Here is a 16,346-nt window from a genome sequence, read left to right on the forward strand (position 1 = left end):
CATTTTATACACTACGAAAACCATCGCGAAAGCGAGTTTTGATAGGAAATTTAAGAGTATGAGCACTATCGAAGAACGCGTTAAGAAAATTATCGGCGAACAGCTGGGCGTTAAGCAGGAAGAAGTTGTGAACTCCGCTTCCTTCGTTGAAGACCTGGGCGCAGATTCTCTTGACACCGTTGAGCTGGTAATGGCTCTGGAAGAAGAGTTTGATACTGAGATTCCGGACGAAGAAGCTGAGAAGATCACCACCGTTCAGGCTGCCATTGATTACATCAACGGTCACCAGGCGTAAGTGAACATCTCCAGGCGGTCATTCGACCGCCTGAGTTTTATCTTTTTTAGTCCCACGAATCTCTTTTTTTATCCCTCCCTGGAGGACAAACGTGTCTAAGCGTCGTGTAGTTGTGACCGGACTTGGCATGTTGTCTCCTGTCGGCAATACCGTAGAGTCCACCTGGAAAGCTCTCCTTGCCGGTCAGAGCGGCATCAGCCTAATCGACCATTTCGATACTAGCGCCTATGCAACGAAATTTGCTGGCTTAGTAAAGGATTTTAACTGTGAAGAGATCATCTCGCGCAAAGAACAGCGCAAGATGGATGCCTTCATTCAATATGGAATTGTCGCTGGCGTTCAGGCCATGCAGGATTCTGGCCTTGAGATTACGGAAGAGAACGCAACCCGTATCGGCGCCGCTATCGGCTCCGGGATTGGCGGTCTTGGCCTGATCGAGGAAAACCATACATCTCTGATGAATGGCGGCCCGCGTAAGATCAGCCCGTTCTTCGTTCCGTCCACGATTGTTAATATGGTGGCGGGTCACCTGACCATCATGTTCGGCCTGCGTGGGCCAAGCATTTCTATCGCGACCGCCTGTACGTCTGGCGTACATAACATCGGCCAGGCCGCGCGCATTATTGCGTACGGCGATGCAGATGCTATGGTTGCCGGCGGTGCTGAAAAAGCCAGTACCCCGCTGGGTGTTGGCGGTTTCGGCGCAGCCCGTGCGCTGTCTACCCGTAATGATAACCCGCAGGCGGCAAGCCGTCCGTGGGATAAAGACCGTGACGGCTTCGTGCTGGGCGACGGGGCGGGCATGATCGTACTGGAAGAGTACGAACACGCGAAAAAACGCGGTGCGAAAATTTATGCTGAAGTCGTTGGCTTTGGTATGAGCAGCGATGCGTACCACATGACGTCTCCTCCGGAGAACGGTGCAGGTGCTGCGCTGGCGATGGAAAACGCAATCCGTGATGCGGGTATTACCCCGGCTCAGATTGGCTATGTTAACGCGCACGGCACGTCTACTCCTGCAGGCGATAAAGCTGAAGCTCAGGCGGTTAAGTCTATCTTCGGCGAGTCTGCCAGCCGCGTACTGGTGAGCTCCACGAAGTCCATGACCGGTCACCTGCTGGGCGCGGCGGGTGCAGTAGAGTCTATCTACTCTATCCTTGCGCTGCGCGATCAGGCTGTTCCGCCAACCATCAACCTGGATAACCCGGATGAAGGTTGCGATCTGGACTTCGTTCCTCACGAAGCGCGTCAGGTTAGCGGTATGGAGTACACCCTGTGTAACTCCTTCGGCTTCGGCGGTACCAACGGTTCTCTGATCTTCAAAAAGATCTGATCCTGACGTCCCGATAGCTTTTAAAAAGGTCCGCTTGCCGGGCCTTTTTTATTAAGGCTAATCTTCTTGTCGGCTGCATGACATCCTGCCAGACTAAACGCCCACGCATAAGGAGCCACCATGTTTTTAATCAATGGCCTTGAGCAGGACACGCTGCCTGCCAGCGACAGGGCGATACAGTTCGGTGACGGTTGCTTTACGACGGCGCGCATTCTGGATGGCGATGTCTGCCTGCTGGAGGCGCATATTCGACGCCTGCAGCATGGCTGTGAAAAGCTAATGATCCCTTTTACGCACTGGGACATGCTGCGTCAGGAAATGTGCCAGCTGGCAACCGGGAAGGACAGCGGCGTACTCAAAGTCATCATTAGCCGCGGCAGTGGTGGCCGGGGTTACAGCGCTGCATTGTGTCTCAACCCAACGCGAATCCTCTCCGTATCAGCTTATCCCGCGCATTACTTTCGCTGGCGAGAAGACGGCGTCACGCTAACGCTGAGCCCGGTGCGACTGGGACGAAACCCGATGCTGGCCGGGCTTAAGCATCTCAATCGCCTGGAGCAGGTGCTCATTCGTACTCATCTTGAACAGACGGACGCCGATGAGGCGCTGGTTCTTGACAGCGAAGGGTTCATTACGGAATGCTGTGCGGCTAATTTATTCTGGCGGCAGGGGGGAGAGGTGTTCACTCCGTCGCTGGAACACGCTGGCGTAAATGGGTTAATGCGTCAGTTTTGTCTGGAACAGCTGGCACGCTCTGACTTTCGCGTTGTCGAAGTTAGTGCAGGAGAAACCGCACTAAAGGCCGCAGATGAAGTCATCATCTGCAACGCGCTGATGCCTGTTGTACCCGTCCGTGCGTATGGCCAACAACGCTGGTCCTCGCGCGAGCTGTTTCAGTTTTTAGCCCCGATATGTGAGCAAATCAGATAGTCATGAAAAAAATGTTGCGCTTTGTCCTTATCCTCATCGTGGCGCTGGGCATCGCTGGCGGAGCAGGCGTATGGAAAGTACGCCAGCTGGCGGACAGCAAGATCCTGGTTAAAGACGAAACGATCTTTACCCTGAAAGCGGGAACCGGCCGTCAGGCGCTTGGGGAACAGCTCTATGGCGACAAGATTATTAATCGTCCGCGGGTATTCCAGTGGCTATTGCGCGTGGAGCCTGAGCTGTCACATTTCAAAGCCGGCACCTATCGCTTTACGCCAGGAATGACCGTCAGAGAGATGCTGCAGCTGCTCGAAAGCGGCAAAGAAGCCCAGTTCCCTCTGCGATTTGTGGAAGGGATGCGCCTGAGCGATTACCTTAAACAGCTGCGCGATGCGCCGTATATCAAACATACGTTAAAAGACGATAGCTATCAGACGGTAGCAGAAGCGCTGAAGCTTGAGCATCCGGAATGGGTGGAAGGCTGGTTCTGGCCAGACACCTGGATGTACACGGCAGGCACGACCGATGTGGCCATCCTTAAGCGGGCGCACAAAAAAATGGTCGCCGCAGTGGATGCCGCCTGGCAGGGGCGAATGGAAGGATTGCCTTACAGCGATCAGAACCAGTTCGTAACCATGGCCTCGATCATTGAGAAAGAGACCGCCGTTGCCGCCGAGCGCGATCGGGTGGCGTCGGTGTTTATCAACCGCCTGCGTATCGGCATGCGTCTGCAAACCGATCCTACCGTTATCTACGGCATGGGCGAGAGCTACGCCGGCAAGATCTCACGAAAAGATCTGGAGACGCCAACGGCGTATAATACCTACGTGATTAGCGGTTTACCGCCAGGCCCGATTGCCACGCCGAGCGAGGCGTCGCTAAAAGCAGCCGCGCATCCGGCTAAAACACCGTATCTCTATTTTGTGGCTGATGGAAAAGGGGGGCACACCTTTAACACCAACCTTGCCAGCCACAACCGCTCTGTTCAGGACTATCTGAAGGCACTTAAGGAAAAAAATGCGCAGTAAATACATTGTCATTGAGGGACTTGAAGGGGCGGGTAAAACCACTGCCCGCAACGTGGTAGTGGATACGCTCAAATCACTTGGCGTGGCGGACATGGTGTTTACCCGTGAGCCGGGCGGCACGCAGCTGGCTGAAAAGCTGCGCTGCCTGGTGCTGGATATTAAATCCGTCGGCGACGAAGTTATCACTGACAAAGCCGAAGTGCTGATGTTCTACGCGGCGCGCGTGCAGCTGGTTGAGACGGTGATCAAACCCGCCCTGGCCGAGGGTAAGTGGGTGATCGGTGACCGTCACGATCTGTCGACTCAGGCGTATCAGGGCGGCGGACGCGGCATCGACCAGACCATGCTGGCAACGCTGCGTAATGCCGTACTGGGAGATTTTCGCCCCGACCTGACGCTCTATCTGGATGTAACCCCGGAAGTGGGCCTCAAGCGTGCCCGCGCGCGCGGCGAGCTGGACCGCATAGAACAAGAGTCGTTTGATTTCTTTAACCGCACCCGTGCGCGCTATCTTGAACTGGCCGCACAGGACAGCTCAATTTGTACCATCGATGCGACGCAATCCCTGGACGACGTCACGCGTGACATTCAGCAAACCGTGACGCAGTGGGTGCAGGAGCAGCAGGCATGAAATGGTATCCATGGTTGCGCCCGCACTTTGAACAGCTGATCGGCAGCTATCAGGCGGGGCGGGGGCATCATGCGTTACTGATTCAGGCATTGCCGGGAATGGGCGATGACGCGTTGATTTATGCCATCACCCGTTTTCTGATGTGCCAGCAGCCGGAAGGGCATAAGAGCTGCGGCAAATGCCGCGGCTGCCAGCTGATGCAGGCGGGTACACATCCTGACTACTACACCCTTGAGCCTGAGAAGGGTAAAAGCGCGCTGGGTATCGATGCCGTGCGGGAAGTCAGTGAAAAATTGTATGAACACGCGCGGCTGGGCGGCGCTAAAGTGGTCTGGCTTAAAGACGCCACGCAGCTGACCGAGGCGGCCGCTAATGCCCTGCTGAAAACCCTGGAAGAGCCACCGGTGAAAACGTGGTTTTTCCTCTCGTGCCGCGATCCGGGACGATTACTGGCGACGCTGCGTAGCCGCTGTCGTCTTCATCACCTTGCGGTTCCTCAGGAATCGTGGGCGCTGAGCTGGCTGGAACGAGAGGTGACAACGTCACCTGAGAGCGCGCTGTCCGCCTTGCGCCTGAGCAGCGGCGCGCCTGCGGCGGCGCTGGCATTACTGCAGCCTGACGTCTGGTCAGAGCGAGAAACGCTCTGCCGTGCCATCGAAACGGCACTGAATAACCACGACTGGCTAAGTTTACTGCCTGCGCTTAACAGCGAGCGGGCCGTTGATCGGCTGCACTGGCTGGCCTCCTTGCTGCTGGATGCGCTCAAAATCCAGCAAGGGGCAACGCTTCTAACCAACCCGGATGCGTGGGCGCTGGTGAATACGCTGGCGAACCGCCTCTCAGGGACGGTTCTTCACGCTATGCTTCATGAAATTTGCCAAAGCCGTGAACAGCTTTTAACCGTGACGGGGCTTAATCGCGAGCTTTTACTGACCGACCAGTTACTGCGTATCGAACATTACCTGCAACCCGGCGTCACACCGCCTGTTTCCCATCTCTGAGAGAGACATTATGTTTTTAGTCGACTCACACTGCCATCTTGATGGCCTGGATTATCAATCCCTGCATAAAAACGTGGATGACGTGCTGGCAAAAGCCGCTGCCCGCGATGTGAAATTTTGCCTTGCGGTGGCGACGACGCTGCCGGGCTATCGCTCCATGCGTGAGCTGGTGGGCGTTCGCGATAACGTGGTGTTCTCCTGCGGCGTGCACCCGTTGAATCAGGACGAGGCCTACGACGTTGAGGATCTTCGCCGCCTGGCAGCAGAAGAGGGCGTGGTGGCGATGGGCGAAACCGGGCTGGACTATTTTTACACTCCGGAAACCAAATCTCGCCAGCAGGAGTCCTTCCGCAACCATATTCGCATTGGCCGTGAACTGAATAAGCCGGTTATCGTCCACACTCGCGATGCACGTGCGGATACGCTGGCGATCCTCCGGGAAGAAAACGTGACGGATTGCGGTGGCGTACTACACTGTTTCACAGAAGACAGAGAAACGGCGGGTAAACTGCTTGATTTGGGGTTTTATATCTCGTTTTCGGGGATCGTGACGTTCCGTAACGCTGAGCAGCTGCGTGATGCTGCACGTTATGTTCCGCTCGATCGCATTCTGGTGGAGACAGATTCTCCGTACCTGGCACCGGTACCGCATCGCGGTAAAGAGAACCAGCCCGCAATGACCAGAGATGTGGCTGAGTACATGGCCGTTCTGAAGGGCGTCAGCATCGATGAGCTGGCCCGCGTGACGACGGAAAACTTCTCCGCGCTGTTCCATATTGACCCCGCCCGCCTGCAATCTGTCTGATACACCTGTTTTTTTTAGGCTCGTAATTAATCAATAAAACGAGTAAAGTTCACCGCCTCATTTGGGGCGGTGAGGGTGTTTTTAGACACATCCGGACATGCTTTTTGTAAATAACTGAAAGTTTTTCGACCGCCTTAAGCTGAAACGTGATAGCCGTCAAACAAACTCAGAGGGAATTATTTTACTCTGTGTAATAAATAAAGGGCGCTTAGATGTCCTGTCCACGGCACGGTACTCCCCCCGGGCCAATGCGTGAAAGCGTAAAAAAAGCACAAATACTCAGGAGCACTCTCAATTATGTTTAAGAATGCATTTGCTAACCTGCAAAAGGTCGGTAAATCGCTGATGCTGCCAGTATCCGTACTGCCTATCGCAGGTATCCTGCTGGGTGTCGGTTCTGCTAACTTCAGCTGGCTGCCAGCCGTAGTGTCCCACGTGATGGCCGAAGCAGGCGGTTCTGTCTTTGCTAACATGCCACTGATCTTCGCGATCGGTGTGGCTCTGGGCTTCACCAATAACGACGGCGTTTCTGCGCTGGCTGCAGTGGTTGCCTACGGCATCATGGTGAAAACCATGGCTGTGGTTGCGCCGCTGGTTCTGCATTTACCGGCAGAAGAGATCGCCGCGAAACACCTGGCAGACACCGGTGTTCTGGGCGGTATCATCTCCGGTGCGATTGCAGCGTATATGTTTAACCGCTTCTATCGCATCAAGCTGCCTGAGTATCTGGGCTTCTTTGCGGGCAAGCGTTTCGTTCCGATCATTTCTGGTCTGGCAGCGATTTTCACTGGCGTGATCCTGTCCTTCATCTGGCCACCAATCGGCTCTGCTATCCAGACCTTCTCTCAGTGGGCTGCTTACCAGAACCCGGTCGTGGCGTTTGGTATCTACGGCTTCATCGAGCGTTGCCTGGTGCCATTCGGTCTGCACCACATCTGGAACGTTCCTTTCCAGATGCAGATTGGTGAATTCACCAACGCAGCAGGCCAGGTATTCCACGGCGATATCCCACGTTACATGGCGGGCGACCCAACTGCAGGTAAACTGTCTGGTGGCTTCCTGTTCAAAATGTACGGTCTGCCAGCAGCGGCGATTGCTATCTGGCACTCTGCTAAGCCAGAGAACCGTGCAAAAGTGGGCGGTATCATGATCTCCGCAGCGCTGACCTCGTTCCTGACCGGTATCACCGAGCCGATCGAGTTCTCCTTCATGTTCGTTGCGCCGATCCTGTACGTTATCCACGCGATTCTGGCGGGCCTGGCGTTCCCAATCTGTATCCTGCTGGGTATGCGTGACGGTACGTCCTTCTCTCACGGCCTGATCGACTTCATCGTTCTGTCCGGTAACAGCAGCAAACTGTGGCTGTTCCCAATCGTGGGTGCGTGCTATGCCGTTGTTTACTACACCATCTTCCGCGTGCTGATTAAAGCACTGGACCTGAAAACTCCGGGTCGTGAAGATGCGACAGAAGACAGCAAAGCTGGCGCGACCAGCGAAATGGCTCCGGCACTGGTCGCAGCGTTCGGCGGTAAAGAGAACATCACTAACCTGGACGCGTGCATCACTCGTCTGCGTGTGAGCGTTGCCGACGTAGCGAAAGTAGACCAGCCGGGTCTGAAAAAACTGGGCGCAGCGGGCGTAGTTGTTGCAGGTTCTGGTGTACAGGCAATCTTCGGTACCAAATCCGATAACCTGAAAACCGAAATGGATGAGTACATCCGCAGCAACTAAGTTGTGACCTGGGGAGACTAAGGCAGCCGAATGGCTGCCTTTTTTATTTGTGTCTTAAAAAACGCCACTGAGGCACAAGAGCGGTCACTCTTCAGTCAGCTGATGAACATTCAGGAAAGAAATCGAGGGAGGAGGTTGAAAGGACAGGAGAAACTCGCTCATACTCTTGCATTGTGTCACACACCGATCCCGGGAGTGTGTTTACAGCGGACGCATTGCGCCAGATTAAACAAAAAAGGAAAAGGTCATGGCTGAAGAAACGATTTTCAGTAAAATTATCCGCCGCGAAATTCCGTCGGATATCGTCTATCAGGATGAACTGGTGACGGCTTTCCGGGACATTTCCCCTCAGGCCCCGACGCACATCCTTATTATTCCCAATATTCTGATTCCGACTGTAAACGACGTAAAAACCGAGCATGAAGTGGCGTTAGGTCGTATGCTGACGGTGGCCGCGAAAATCGCTGAACAGGAAGGCATTGCACAAGACGGTTATCGTCTGATCATGAACTGCAACCGTCACGGTGGCCAGGAAGTTTATCATATTCACATGCATCTGCTGGGTGGACGTCCTCTGGGACCGATGCTGGCACATAAAGGTCTTTGACATGCTTAAAGGGCGTATTGCAGCGCTGATAATGACGATGATGATTGTTGGGTGTAGCTCACGCCCGGCGATCCCCGTGAATGATGAACAGACGCTGGTCATGGAATCCTCCGTGCTTGCCGCGGGCATCACTGCGCAACAGCCCGCGTTGACTATCAGTGAAATCAACTCATCTGCCTCCTCTACGCTCTTTAATGAAAGACATGAACCTGTGACGGTCCACTACCGTTTTTTCTGGTATGACGTAAGAGGTCTTGAAATGCATCCGCTGGAGGCGCCTCGCAGCGTCACGATTCCGGCCAGGTCGTCGGTAACGCTCTATGGCAGCGCCAACTATCTGGGTGCACATAAGGTGAGACTTTATCTTTATCTCTGAGGGGTGAACCTTGATTAAAAATTTGAGCCGCTATGCGCTCGTGACAGCTTTCGCTCTGTTCCTGGCAGGGTGTGTGACCCGAACTGAACAGCCAGCGCCTGTGGAAGAGGCGAAACCGGGCACTGAACAGCCGACGCCGCCAACGCAGCAGCAGCCAACCGTGCCGTCTGTGCCGTCTATTCCGTCACAGCCAGGCCCGATTGAACATCCGGACCAGACGTCACAACCCACGCCGCGCGTGCGCCATTACGACTGGAACGGAGCAATGCAGCCCATGGTCGGCAAAATGCTGCAGGCACAGGGCGTGACGGCAGGTAGCGTGTTGCTGGTCGATAGCGTGAACAACCGTACCAACGGTTCGCTGAATGCGGGTGAAGCGACGGAAACTCTGCGCAATGCCCTGGCAAACAACGGTAAGTTTACGCTGGTCTCAGCTCAACAGCTCGCGGTAGCCAAACAGCAGCTGGGCCTTTCGCCGCAGGATAGCCTCGGTACCCGCAGCAAGGCGATCGGTATTGCCCGTAACGTTGGCGCACAGTATGTGCTTTACTCTAACGCCACCGGTAACGTGAATACTCCAGCCCTGCAGATGCAGCTGATGCTGGTTCAGACAGGCGAAATTATCTGGTCAGGTAAAGGTGCGGTTACGCAACAATGACAGCACGCGTGAAGAGATTCTGACGCGCTATTTTCCTCAGTACCGCCTTATCGCGCCGCAGGCCCATTCCGGGCTTGGCGGCGCGAGTTGCATTATAGCGCAGGGCGAACAACGTCTGGTCTTGCGGCAAAACCATGACCCCGATGCGCCTGCCTCCCATTTCCGTCGTCAGTTTCGCGCCCTGAGGCGTCTACCGCCAGATCTCGTGCCTGCCCCTCGTTTTTTCAGACAGGGCTGGATGGCCGTCGACTATCTGGAAGGTGATGTTAAAAGCGCGCTGCCGGACACGCCTGTGCTCGCGGCGATGCTGTATCATCTGCACCGGCAGCCACATCTGGGATGGCGAATCACGTTATACCCGCTGCTGGAACGCTACTGGCTGCAGGCCGCGCCTGACAGACGCACCCCAATGTGGCTGGCGCATCTCAAGCGGCTGCATAAAACGGGCGAGCCGCAGCCGATTCGGCTCTCGCCGCTGCACATGGATGTTCATGCCGGAAATATTGTGCATACGTCAGCGGGCATCAGGCTCATCGACTGGGAATATGCCGGAGATGGCGATGTCGCGCTGGAGCTGGCGGCCGTCTGGACGGAGAGTGAAGCCGCGCGGCAGATGCTCATCATGGATTACGCCCAGGTGGCACACATTAACGCCGACGCGCTGAAGCGTCAGGTCAAACGCTGGCGGCCCTGGGTCGTCATGTTAATGGCTGGCTGGTTTGAAATCCGCTATCGGCAGTCCAGAGACAAACAATTTATTGCGCTGGCAGACGATGCCTGGCGTCAGTTACAAACTAAAGGATAAGAGAGGTGGATGTGGGTCCAGTCATGTTGGATGTAGAAGGGTTTGAGCTGGATGCGGAGGAGCGTGAAATTCTGGCGCATCCGCTGGTGGGGGGGCTTATCCTGTTTACCCGCAACTATCACGATCCGGCGCAGCTGCGTGAGCTGGTGCGTCAGATCCGCGCCGCGTCGCGCAACCATCTGGTTGTGGCCGTCGATCAGGAAGGCGGACGCGTGCAGCGTTTTCGCGAAGGGTTTACCCGCCTGCCGGCAGCCCAGTCTTTTGCAGCGTTGCTCGGCACGGAAGAGGGCGGGAAACTGGCGCAGGAGGCCGGCTGGCTGATGGCCAGTGAAATGATTGCCATGGATATCGACATCAGTTTTGCCCCGGTTCTGGACGTGGGGCATATCAGTGCCGCCATTGGCGAGCGCTCGTACCATGACGATCCGCGCATTGCGCTTGCCATGGCGACCCGGTTCATCGACGGCATGCACGATGCCGGGATGAAAACCACCGGGAAACACTTCCCGGGCCATGGGGCGGTTACGGCGGACTCGCACAAAGAGACCCCTCGCGATCCGCGCCCGGAAGCGGAAATTCGCGCGAAAGATATGTCGGTGTTCAGGTCGCTCATCACTGACAACAAGCTGGATGCCATCATGCCTGCGCACGTGATTTATAGCGACGTTGACCCGCGCCCTGCCAGCGGCTCTCCGCACTGGCTGAAAACCGTTCTGCGTCAGGAGCTGGGCTTCAATGGCGTGATCTTCTCTGATGATTTATCGATGGAAGGGGCGGCGATCATGGGCAGCTACGCTGAACGCGGTCAGGCGTCGCTGGATGCAGGTTGCGATATGATCCTGGTCTGCAATAATCGTAAAGGTGCCTTTAGCGTGCTGGATAACCTGTCGCCGATCAATGCTGAGCGTGTTACACAATTGTATCATAAAGGTTCATTTAGCCGTCAGGAGCTGATGGATTCGGCGCGCTGGAAGACGGTCAACGCCCGGCTTGAAGACCTGAATGAGCGCTGGCAGGCACATAAAGCCAGCCTGTAAACCCTCCCGGAAGGCGTAGCGTGGTGAGAAGACGATGATCATCTATTTACACGGTTTTGACTCAAACAGCCCTGGTAATCATGAGAAGGTGCTGCAGCTGCAGTTTATCGATCCGGATGTACGGTTGATCAGCTACAGCACGCGCCATCCGAAGCATGATATGCAGCATCTGCTCAAAGAGGTGGACAAGATGTTGCAGCTCAACGTCGACGATCGCCCGTTGATCTGCGGCGTGGGGCTGGGCGGCTACTGGGCGGAGCGCATTGGCTTCCTGTGCGACATCCGTCAGGTGGTATTCAATCCTAACCTGTTCCCGAACGAGAACATGGAAGGCAAAATTGACCGCCCGGAAGAGTATGTCGATATTGCAACCAAGTGCGTGAGTAATTTTCGTGAGAAAAACCGTGACCGCTGTTTGGTGATCCTGTCGCGTAACGATGAGGCGCTCAACAGTCACCGGGCGGCAGAGCTGCTGCATCATTATTACGAAATTGTCTGGGACGAAGAACAGACCCACAAGTTCAAAAACATCTCCCCGCACCTGCAGCGTATCAAAGCATTTAAAACGCTGGGTTAATTCCTTACCTGCAGGCGTCGAAGCCCGGCCGTGAAAGCGTGCCGGGCTTTCTTTTTGACCAGAATTGTCTACTTTTAAGCCATCAAAACTTGATGCATATCAATTTTGGTATGACCAATGCGCCTGACGTGGTATTCTCAATGCACCTGAATGGTTTCAGTGCTGTAACCTGTTGTTAATTAAGGGTTATTTTTATAACTTTTAATTAACAATTGGTTAATAATTTGAGGGGGTCACGTTGACTACGCCATTGAAAAAGATAGTGATTGTAGGCGGTGGTGCTGGCGGGCTGGAGCTGGCGACACAGTTGGGTAAGAAGCTGGGTCGCGGTAAAAAAGCCAAAATCACGCTCGTGGATCGTAACCACAGCCACCTGTGGAAACCGCTGCTGCACGAAGTGGCGACCGGTTCTCTGGATGAAGGCGTGGACGCGCTCAGCTATCTGGCGCACGCGCGCAACCACCATTTCCAGTTCCAGCTGGGCTCGGTGGTAGACATCAACCGTGAAAGCAAAACCATCACCCTGGCAGAGCTGCGCGATGAAAAAGGTGAGCTGCTGGTTCCTGAGCGCAAACTGGCGTATGACACGCTGGTCATGGCGCTCGGCAGTACCTCCAACGACTTCAACACGCCGGGCGTGAAAGAGCACTGTATCTTCCTCGATAACCCGCACCAGGCGCGTCGTTTCCATCAGGAAATGCTGAACCTGTTCCTGAAGTACACCAGCAATATGGGTGCGAACGGTAAGGTAAATATCGCCATTGTCGGCGGCGGTGCGACGGGCGTTGAGCTGTCTGCGGAGCTGCACAATGCGGTGAAGCAGCTGCACAGCTACGGTTACAAAGGATTAACGAATGAAGCGCTGAACGTCACGCTGGTCGAAGCCGGTGAACGCATTCTGCCCGCACTGCCTCCGCGTATTTCCGGTGCGGCGCACAATGAACTCACCAAGCTGGGCGTGCGGGTTCTGACGCAGACCCTGGTGACCAGCGCCGACGAAGGCGGCCTGCACACCAAAGACGGCGAGTATATCAAAGCGGATCTGATGGTCTGGGCGGCCGGCATCAAAGCGCCTGACTTTATGAAAGATATCGGCGGCCTGGAAACCAACCGCATTAACCAGCTGGTAACCGAGCCAACGCTGCAAACCACGCGTGACCCTGAAATCTTTGCTATCGGTGACTGCGCCTCCTGCGCGCGTCCTGAAGGTGGATTTGTGCCGCCTCGCGCGCAGGCCGCACACCAGATGGCAAGCCTGGTCCTGCACAACATTCTGGCGCAGTACAAAGGCAAGCCAATGAAGGCCTATGTCTACAAAGACCATGGTTCTCTGGTGTCTCTGTCAAACTTCTCTACCGTCGGCAGCCTGATGGGTAACCTGATGCGCGGCTCGATGATGGTAGAAGGGCGCATTGCCCGCTTCGTGTATATCTCCCTGTATCGTATGCACCAGATTGCGCTGCACGGCTATTTCAAAACCGGGCTGATGATGCTGGTCGGCAGAATCAACCGCGTGATCCGTCCGCGTCTGAAGCTGCACTAATCTTTCACTCCCTCCGGGCTCTCCAGAGGGAGTTTTTAGCATTTCATGCTGTAGATCACAGATTGAGTGCTTAAGAGTTCTCCTAAATACAATATATCTCCTCTGAACGCCCCTTTTTTGATCCTTTATCTGATTGGCGAAGCCGTGCCTCCATTGCAAAATTGTTACCAATAGCAACAAAGGAGGAAGTCCCGTGAATAAATCAATGTTGGCGGGTATAGGGATTGGCGTCGCGGCTGCGTTAGGTGTGGCTGCCGTTGCCAGTCTCAACGTATTAGATCGCGGCCCGCAGTATGCGCAGGTGGTTTCTGCTACACCGATTAAAGAAACGGTAAAAACGCCTCGTCAGGAGTGCCGTAACGTCTCCGTGACGCATCGTCGTCCGGTGCAGGATGAAAACCGTATCGCCGGTTCTGTTCTGGGCGCGGTAGCGGGTGGCGTGATTGGTCACCAGTTCGGCGGCGGCCGGGGTAAAGATGTGGCGACCGTGGTCGGCGCGCTGGGTGGCGGCTATGCCGGTAACCAAGTGCAGGGCGCGATGCAGGATAACGATACCTACACCACGACTCAGCAGCGCTGCAAAACCGTCTATGACAAGTCGGAAAAAATGCTGGGCTATGACGTGACGTACAAAATTGGCGATCAGCAGGGCAAAATCCGCATGGATAAAGACCCGGGCACGCAAATTCCACTGGATGGAAACGGCCAGCTGGTTCTGAATAACAAAGTGTAAAAAAGATGTTCTCTGAATTTAGCTCCTCATGCGCTCAGGCTGAGGAGCTTTTTTTTGCTTCAGATTTTCAGTAGCTCAGGCCACAGCCGCAGCGTGGTTTCGCTAATATGCTGCAGTTTTTCCAGCGTGGCCCCTTCACGGGCGCTGATCGACATCCCCTGCAAAATACAGCTCAGGTATTGCGCCAGCAGCTGTGGGTTGCACTGGGCAGGGATTTCACCGCGCTGCTGCCGCTGAGCCAGAAATGCGCTAAGCGTCTCCTCCTGCATGGCATGCCGCGATTTCACCGTATTGGCAATCTCTTTAGAGGACGCCGCCAGGGTGGCAGAGGTATTAATCATAAAGCAGCCCGCAGGCGTCTCTTTACTGGTGAAGCAGGTCGCGACGGCGGTGAAATAATCCCGAAGCGCCTGTTCGACGCTTTTCTCTTCACAAAACAGCTGGGCTTCGTGTTTCGCCGCAAAGCGCGAAATGTATCTGTCCAGCACCGCCCTGAACAGCCCCTCTTTATTGGTAAATTCGGCATACAGCGTCGGCGCTTTTGCTCCGGTAGCTTCTACCAGATCGGAAAGCGAGGTTGCTTCATACCCATGTTGCCAGAAGAGAGTCATGGCCTTATCAAGCGCTGCATCCCTGTCAAACACTTTTGGTCGGCCACGGCTTTTCTTCGCACAACTCGTGACATCGGTTGTCATGCGCCGTTGGTCCTCTGTTGGTTTGTTGAATGACCATTATAAAAATAAACGCAAGTCACCACCAGCGCTGAATGCTTAAAAATAAATTAATCATATGAGTATGAAAAATAACGACTTTAAAATTAAGTTAATGGTCATTATAAAATTATGTTGACGCGTGATGTGGATCACATTTATGATTTACCTATCGATCGTTAACTAAATGATTAACGACCTCCAAATTCATCTGCTAAAGGTAAACATCATGAAAAACGTAAAAACCCTCATCGCTGCCGCTGTTCTGAGTTCACTCTCTTTCGCAAGCTTTGCTGCTGTACAGGTACAGTCCACCCCGGTCGATCAGCATAAAGTCGGGACCATTTCTGCGTCTGCCGGGACTAACCTGGGTTCCCTGGAAGATCAGCTGGCGCAAAAAGCGCAAGAGATGGGTGCAAAATCTTACCGCATCACCTCTGTGACCGGTCCTAACACCCTGCACGGCACGGCTGTCATCTACAAATAAGCCGGGCATAAACCCTCATTTATGCCACTGCAATAAAAAACGCCCTGCTGAGCAGGGCGTTTTTTATTTCTGATTTACATCGACTGCTGGGCAACATCGTGATGCCGGGTGACATCGGTCGGCATGCCTGACCGCGCTTCCATCGCACGCTCCATCACCACGCTGTTGGTATTCGCATTCGTTTTGAAGCTTACCATTGCGGCATTCAGGTTAATGGGCAGCGTCTGCGGGTCATCGCCAATGTTTTTCGATAGCGGCTGGTGAATTTCAACCAGCCGCACGCCGCCCGGCTCCTCAGAAACCTTGATCGGCGTATTGATAATATTGACTTTGGTACCCGGCGTAACGACGTTAAACAGCGTTTTGATATCGTCATCGCGCAGACGAATGCAGCCGGAGCTGACGCGCATGCCGATGCCAAAGTCCGCGTTCGTTCCGTGCAGCAGGTAAACGCCGCCGTAGGCCGCCAGGCGGATTGCGTGGTGACCCATCGGGTTATCCGGGCCTGCTGGCACCACGGCTGGAAGATCGATGCCCTGAGCTTTATAACGGGCACGAATATTGGCCGTCGGGGTCCAGGTTGGATTCGCGCGTTTATCCGAGACGGTGGTGACCATCGTCGGCGTCAGGGTGTCGCCGCCCAGCTGACCAATACCAATCGGGTAGACGGTCACCTCATTTTTACCCGGCGGATAATAGTACAGACGCAGCTCCGCCAGATTTATGACGATCCCCTCGCGCGGAGCGTCCGGCAGGATAGTCTGTAACGGGATAGTCAACACGCTGCCCGCGCGCGGAACGTACGGGTCGACGCCGGGGTTGGCCTGCAGCAGAGCCAGAAAACCGACGTTATATTTTTTGGCAATGGCTTCCAGCGAACCGCCATTATTTTCAACCACATGAAAGCGGTTTTCCCCCACCACCTTGCTGCCGGGCGGAGGAAGGAGCCAGGTATTTGCGCGAGCGGGAAGCGCAACCGCAACGGTGGCTGCCAGCGCAATCAGGGTTAACCAACGAGTAAAACGCGAAGAGGTCATCATCACCATAATCCATGCAAATGAT

Annotated in this window: 19 protein-coding genes; 17 read left to right on the forward strand and 2 right to left on the reverse strand. The window is 54.8% G+C overall.

All coding sequences use genetic code 11. The annotated features are described in order from the left end of the window. The first annotated feature begins 58 nt into the window (after positions 1 to 58). The 16 genes from acpP (at position 59) to ACWYRJ_RS11465 (ending at position 14,087) form a co-directional block, all read left to right on the forward strand. Positions 59 to 295: an acyl carrier protein gene (acpP, locus tag ACWYRJ_RS11390; RefSeq protein ID WP_003857954.1), complete on the forward strand. Its 237-nt coding sequence runs from the start codon at positions 59 to 61 to the stop codon at positions 293 to 295. A 91-nt stretch (positions 296 to 386) separates the two neighbouring features. Next, entirely contained in the window at positions 387 to 1,628 is a 1,242-nt protein-coding gene (gene fabF, locus ACWYRJ_RS11395) for a beta-ketoacyl-ACP synthase II (RefSeq protein WP_032639670.1), read from the forward strand. A 120-nt stretch (positions 1,629 to 1,748) separates the two neighbouring features. After that, positions 1,749 to 2,558, forward strand: coding sequence for an aminodeoxychorismate lyase (gene pabC / locus ACWYRJ_RS11400; RefSeq protein ID WP_455507912.1), 810 nt, complete (start codon positions 1,749 to 1,751; stop codon positions 2,556 to 2,558). Positions 2,559 to 2,560: 2 nt separating this feature from the next. Beyond that, positions 2,561 to 3,583 carry a cell division protein YceG gene (gene yceG / locus ACWYRJ_RS11405; RefSeq protein WP_111965543.1) on the forward strand — a complete coding sequence of 341 codons (1,023 nt, stop codon included), beginning with the start codon at positions 2,561 to 2,563 and terminating at the stop codon, positions 3,581 to 3,583. Further along, complete coding sequence (gene tmk / locus ACWYRJ_RS11410; RefSeq protein WP_111965544.1) at positions 3,573 to 4,214, forward strand: dTMP kinase; 642 nt, start codon at positions 3,573 to 3,575, stop codon at positions 4,212 to 4,214. Before yceG ends, tmk begins: the two co-directional genes overlap by 11 nt. Further along, positions 4,211 to 5,215 (forward strand): DNA polymerase III subunit delta', encoded by a 1,005-nt coding sequence (gene holB, locus ACWYRJ_RS11415; protein WP_111965545.1) that lies wholly within the window; start codon positions 4,211 to 4,213, stop codon positions 5,213 to 5,215. Before tmk ends, holB begins: the two co-directional genes overlap by 4 nt. A 10-nt stretch (positions 5,216 to 5,225) precedes the next feature. Further along, complete coding sequence (locus ACWYRJ_RS11420) at positions 5,226 to 6,020, forward strand: metal-dependent hydrolase (RefSeq protein ID WP_111965546.1); 795 nt, start codon at positions 5,226 to 5,228, stop codon at positions 6,018 to 6,020. A gap of 297 nt (positions 6,021 to 6,317) precedes the next feature. Beyond that, the gene (gene ptsG, locus ACWYRJ_RS11425) at positions 6,318 to 7,751 is read left to right on the forward strand and encodes a PTS glucose transporter subunit IIBC (protein WP_023311158.1); all 1,434 of its coding nucleotides are present in this window, start codon (positions 6,318 to 6,320) and stop codon (positions 7,749 to 7,751) included. A gap of 247 nt (positions 7,752 to 7,998) precedes the next feature. After that, positions 7,999 to 8,358, forward strand: coding sequence for a purine nucleoside phosphoramidase (gene hinT, locus ACWYRJ_RS11430; RefSeq protein ID WP_014069796.1), 360 nt, complete (start codon positions 7,999 to 8,001; stop codon positions 8,356 to 8,358). Position 8,359: 1 nt separating this feature from the next. After that, complete coding sequence (locus ACWYRJ_RS11435) at positions 8,360 to 8,734, forward strand: YcfL family protein (protein WP_111965547.1); 375 nt, start codon at positions 8,360 to 8,362, stop codon at positions 8,732 to 8,734. Positions 8,735 to 8,747: 13 nt separating this feature from the next. Next, on the forward strand, positions 8,748 to 9,392 hold the full coding sequence (gene lpoB, locus ACWYRJ_RS11440) for a penicillin-binding protein activator LpoB (RefSeq protein WP_197737691.1): 645 nt from the start codon (positions 8,748 to 8,750) through the stop codon (positions 9,390 to 9,392). Beyond that, positions 9,373 to 10,197, forward strand: a complete 825-nt coding sequence (gene thiK / locus ACWYRJ_RS11445) for a thiamine kinase (protein ID WP_455507913.1) — start codon at positions 9,373 to 9,375, stop codon at positions 10,195 to 10,197. The genes lpoB and thiK overlap by 20 nt, the downstream gene beginning before the upstream one ends. 11 nt (positions 10,198 to 10,208) lie before the next feature. Next, complete coding sequence (gene nagZ / locus ACWYRJ_RS11450; protein WP_455507925.1) at positions 10,209 to 11,234, forward strand: beta-N-acetylhexosaminidase; 1,026 nt, start codon at positions 10,209 to 10,211, stop codon at positions 11,232 to 11,234. 34 nt (positions 11,235 to 11,268) lie between these two features. Continuing rightward, on the forward strand, positions 11,269 to 11,811 hold the full coding sequence (gene ycfP / locus ACWYRJ_RS11455; RefSeq protein ID WP_008500781.1) for an alpha/beta hydrolase YcfP: 543 nt from the start codon (positions 11,269 to 11,271) through the stop codon (positions 11,809 to 11,811). A 238-nt stretch (positions 11,812 to 12,049) separates the two neighbouring features. Further along, positions 12,050 to 13,354 (forward strand): NAD(P)/FAD-dependent oxidoreductase, encoded by a 1,305-nt coding sequence (locus tag ACWYRJ_RS11460; RefSeq protein ID WP_111965549.1) that lies wholly within the window; start codon positions 12,050 to 12,052, stop codon positions 13,352 to 13,354. A 193-nt stretch (positions 13,355 to 13,547) separates the two neighbouring features. Further along, entirely contained in the window at positions 13,548 to 14,087 is a 540-nt protein-coding gene (locus ACWYRJ_RS11465) for a glycine zipper 2TM domain-containing protein (protein WP_008500779.1), read from the forward strand. Positions 14,088 to 14,146: 59 nt separating this feature from the next. On the opposite strand, the gene ACWYRJ_RS11470 is transcribed toward ACWYRJ_RS11465, so the two are convergent. Beyond that, entirely contained in the window at positions 14,147 to 14,782 is a 636-nt protein-coding gene (locus tag ACWYRJ_RS11470; RefSeq protein ID WP_029739866.1) for a TetR/AcrR family transcriptional regulator, read from the reverse strand. Positions 14,783 to 15,026: 244 nt separating this feature from the next. On the opposite strand from ACWYRJ_RS11470, the gene bhsA reads away from it, so the two are divergent. After that, complete coding sequence (bhsA, locus tag ACWYRJ_RS11475; RefSeq protein WP_008500777.1) at positions 15,027 to 15,284, forward strand: multiple stress resistance protein BhsA; 258 nt, start codon at positions 15,027 to 15,029, stop codon at positions 15,282 to 15,284. A 74-nt stretch (positions 15,285 to 15,358) separates the two neighbouring features. On the opposite strand, the gene ldtC is transcribed toward bhsA, so the two are convergent. Then, positions 15,359 to 16,324 (reverse strand): L,D-transpeptidase LdtC, encoded by a 966-nt coding sequence (gene ldtC / locus ACWYRJ_RS11480; RefSeq protein WP_455507914.1) that lies wholly within the window; start codon positions 16,322 to 16,324, stop codon positions 15,359 to 15,361. Positions 16,325 to 16,346: the final 22 nt, after the last annotated feature.

The organism is Enterobacter sp. (genome assembly GCF_977039595.1).

Bases quoted from the DNA above. Each gene is read 5' to 3' on its own strand.
- acpP (WP_003857954.1), top strand. From the start codon at position 59: ATGAGCACTATCGAAGAACGCGTTAAGAAAATTATCGGCGAACAGCTG.
- pabC (WP_455507912.1), top strand. From the start codon at position 1,749: ATGTTTTTAATCAATGGCCTTGAGCAGGACACGCTGCCTGCCAGCGAC.
- yceG (WP_111965543.1), top strand. From the start codon at position 2,561: ATGAAAAAAATGTTGCGCTTTGTCCTTATCCTCATCGTGGCGCTGGGC.
- tmk (WP_111965544.1), top strand. From the start codon at position 3,573: ATGCGCAGTAAATACATTGTCATTGAGGGACTTGAAGGGGCGGGTAAA.
- holB (WP_111965545.1), top strand. From the start codon at position 4,211: ATGAAATGGTATCCATGGTTGCGCCCGCACTTTGAACAGCTGATCGGC.
- ACWYRJ_RS11420 (WP_111965546.1), top strand. From the start codon at position 5,226: ATGTTTTTAGTCGACTCACACTGCCATCTTGATGGCCTGGATTATCAA.
- ptsG (WP_023311158.1), top strand. From the start codon at position 6,318: ATGTTTAAGAATGCATTTGCTAACCTGCAAAAGGTCGGTAAATCGCTG.
- hinT (WP_014069796.1), top strand. From the start codon at position 7,999: ATGGCTGAAGAAACGATTTTCAGTAAAATTATCCGCCGCGAAATTCCG.
- ACWYRJ_RS11435 (WP_111965547.1), top strand. From the start codon at position 8,360: ATGCTTAAAGGGCGTATTGCAGCGCTGATAATGACGATGATGATTGTT.
- ycfP (WP_008500781.1), top strand. From the start codon at position 11,269: ATGATCATCTATTTACACGGTTTTGACTCAAACAGCCCTGGTAATCAT.
- ACWYRJ_RS11470 (WP_029739866.1), bottom strand. From the start codon at position 14,782: ATGACAACCGATGTCACGAGTTGTGCGAAGAAAAGCCGTGGCCGACCA.
- bhsA (WP_008500777.1), top strand. From the start codon at position 15,027: ATGAAAAACGTAAAAACCCTCATCGCTGCCGCTGTTCTGAGTTCACTC.
- ldtC (WP_455507914.1), bottom strand. From the start codon at position 16,324: ATGATGACCTCTTCGCGTTTTACTCGTTGGTTAACCCTGATTGCGCTG.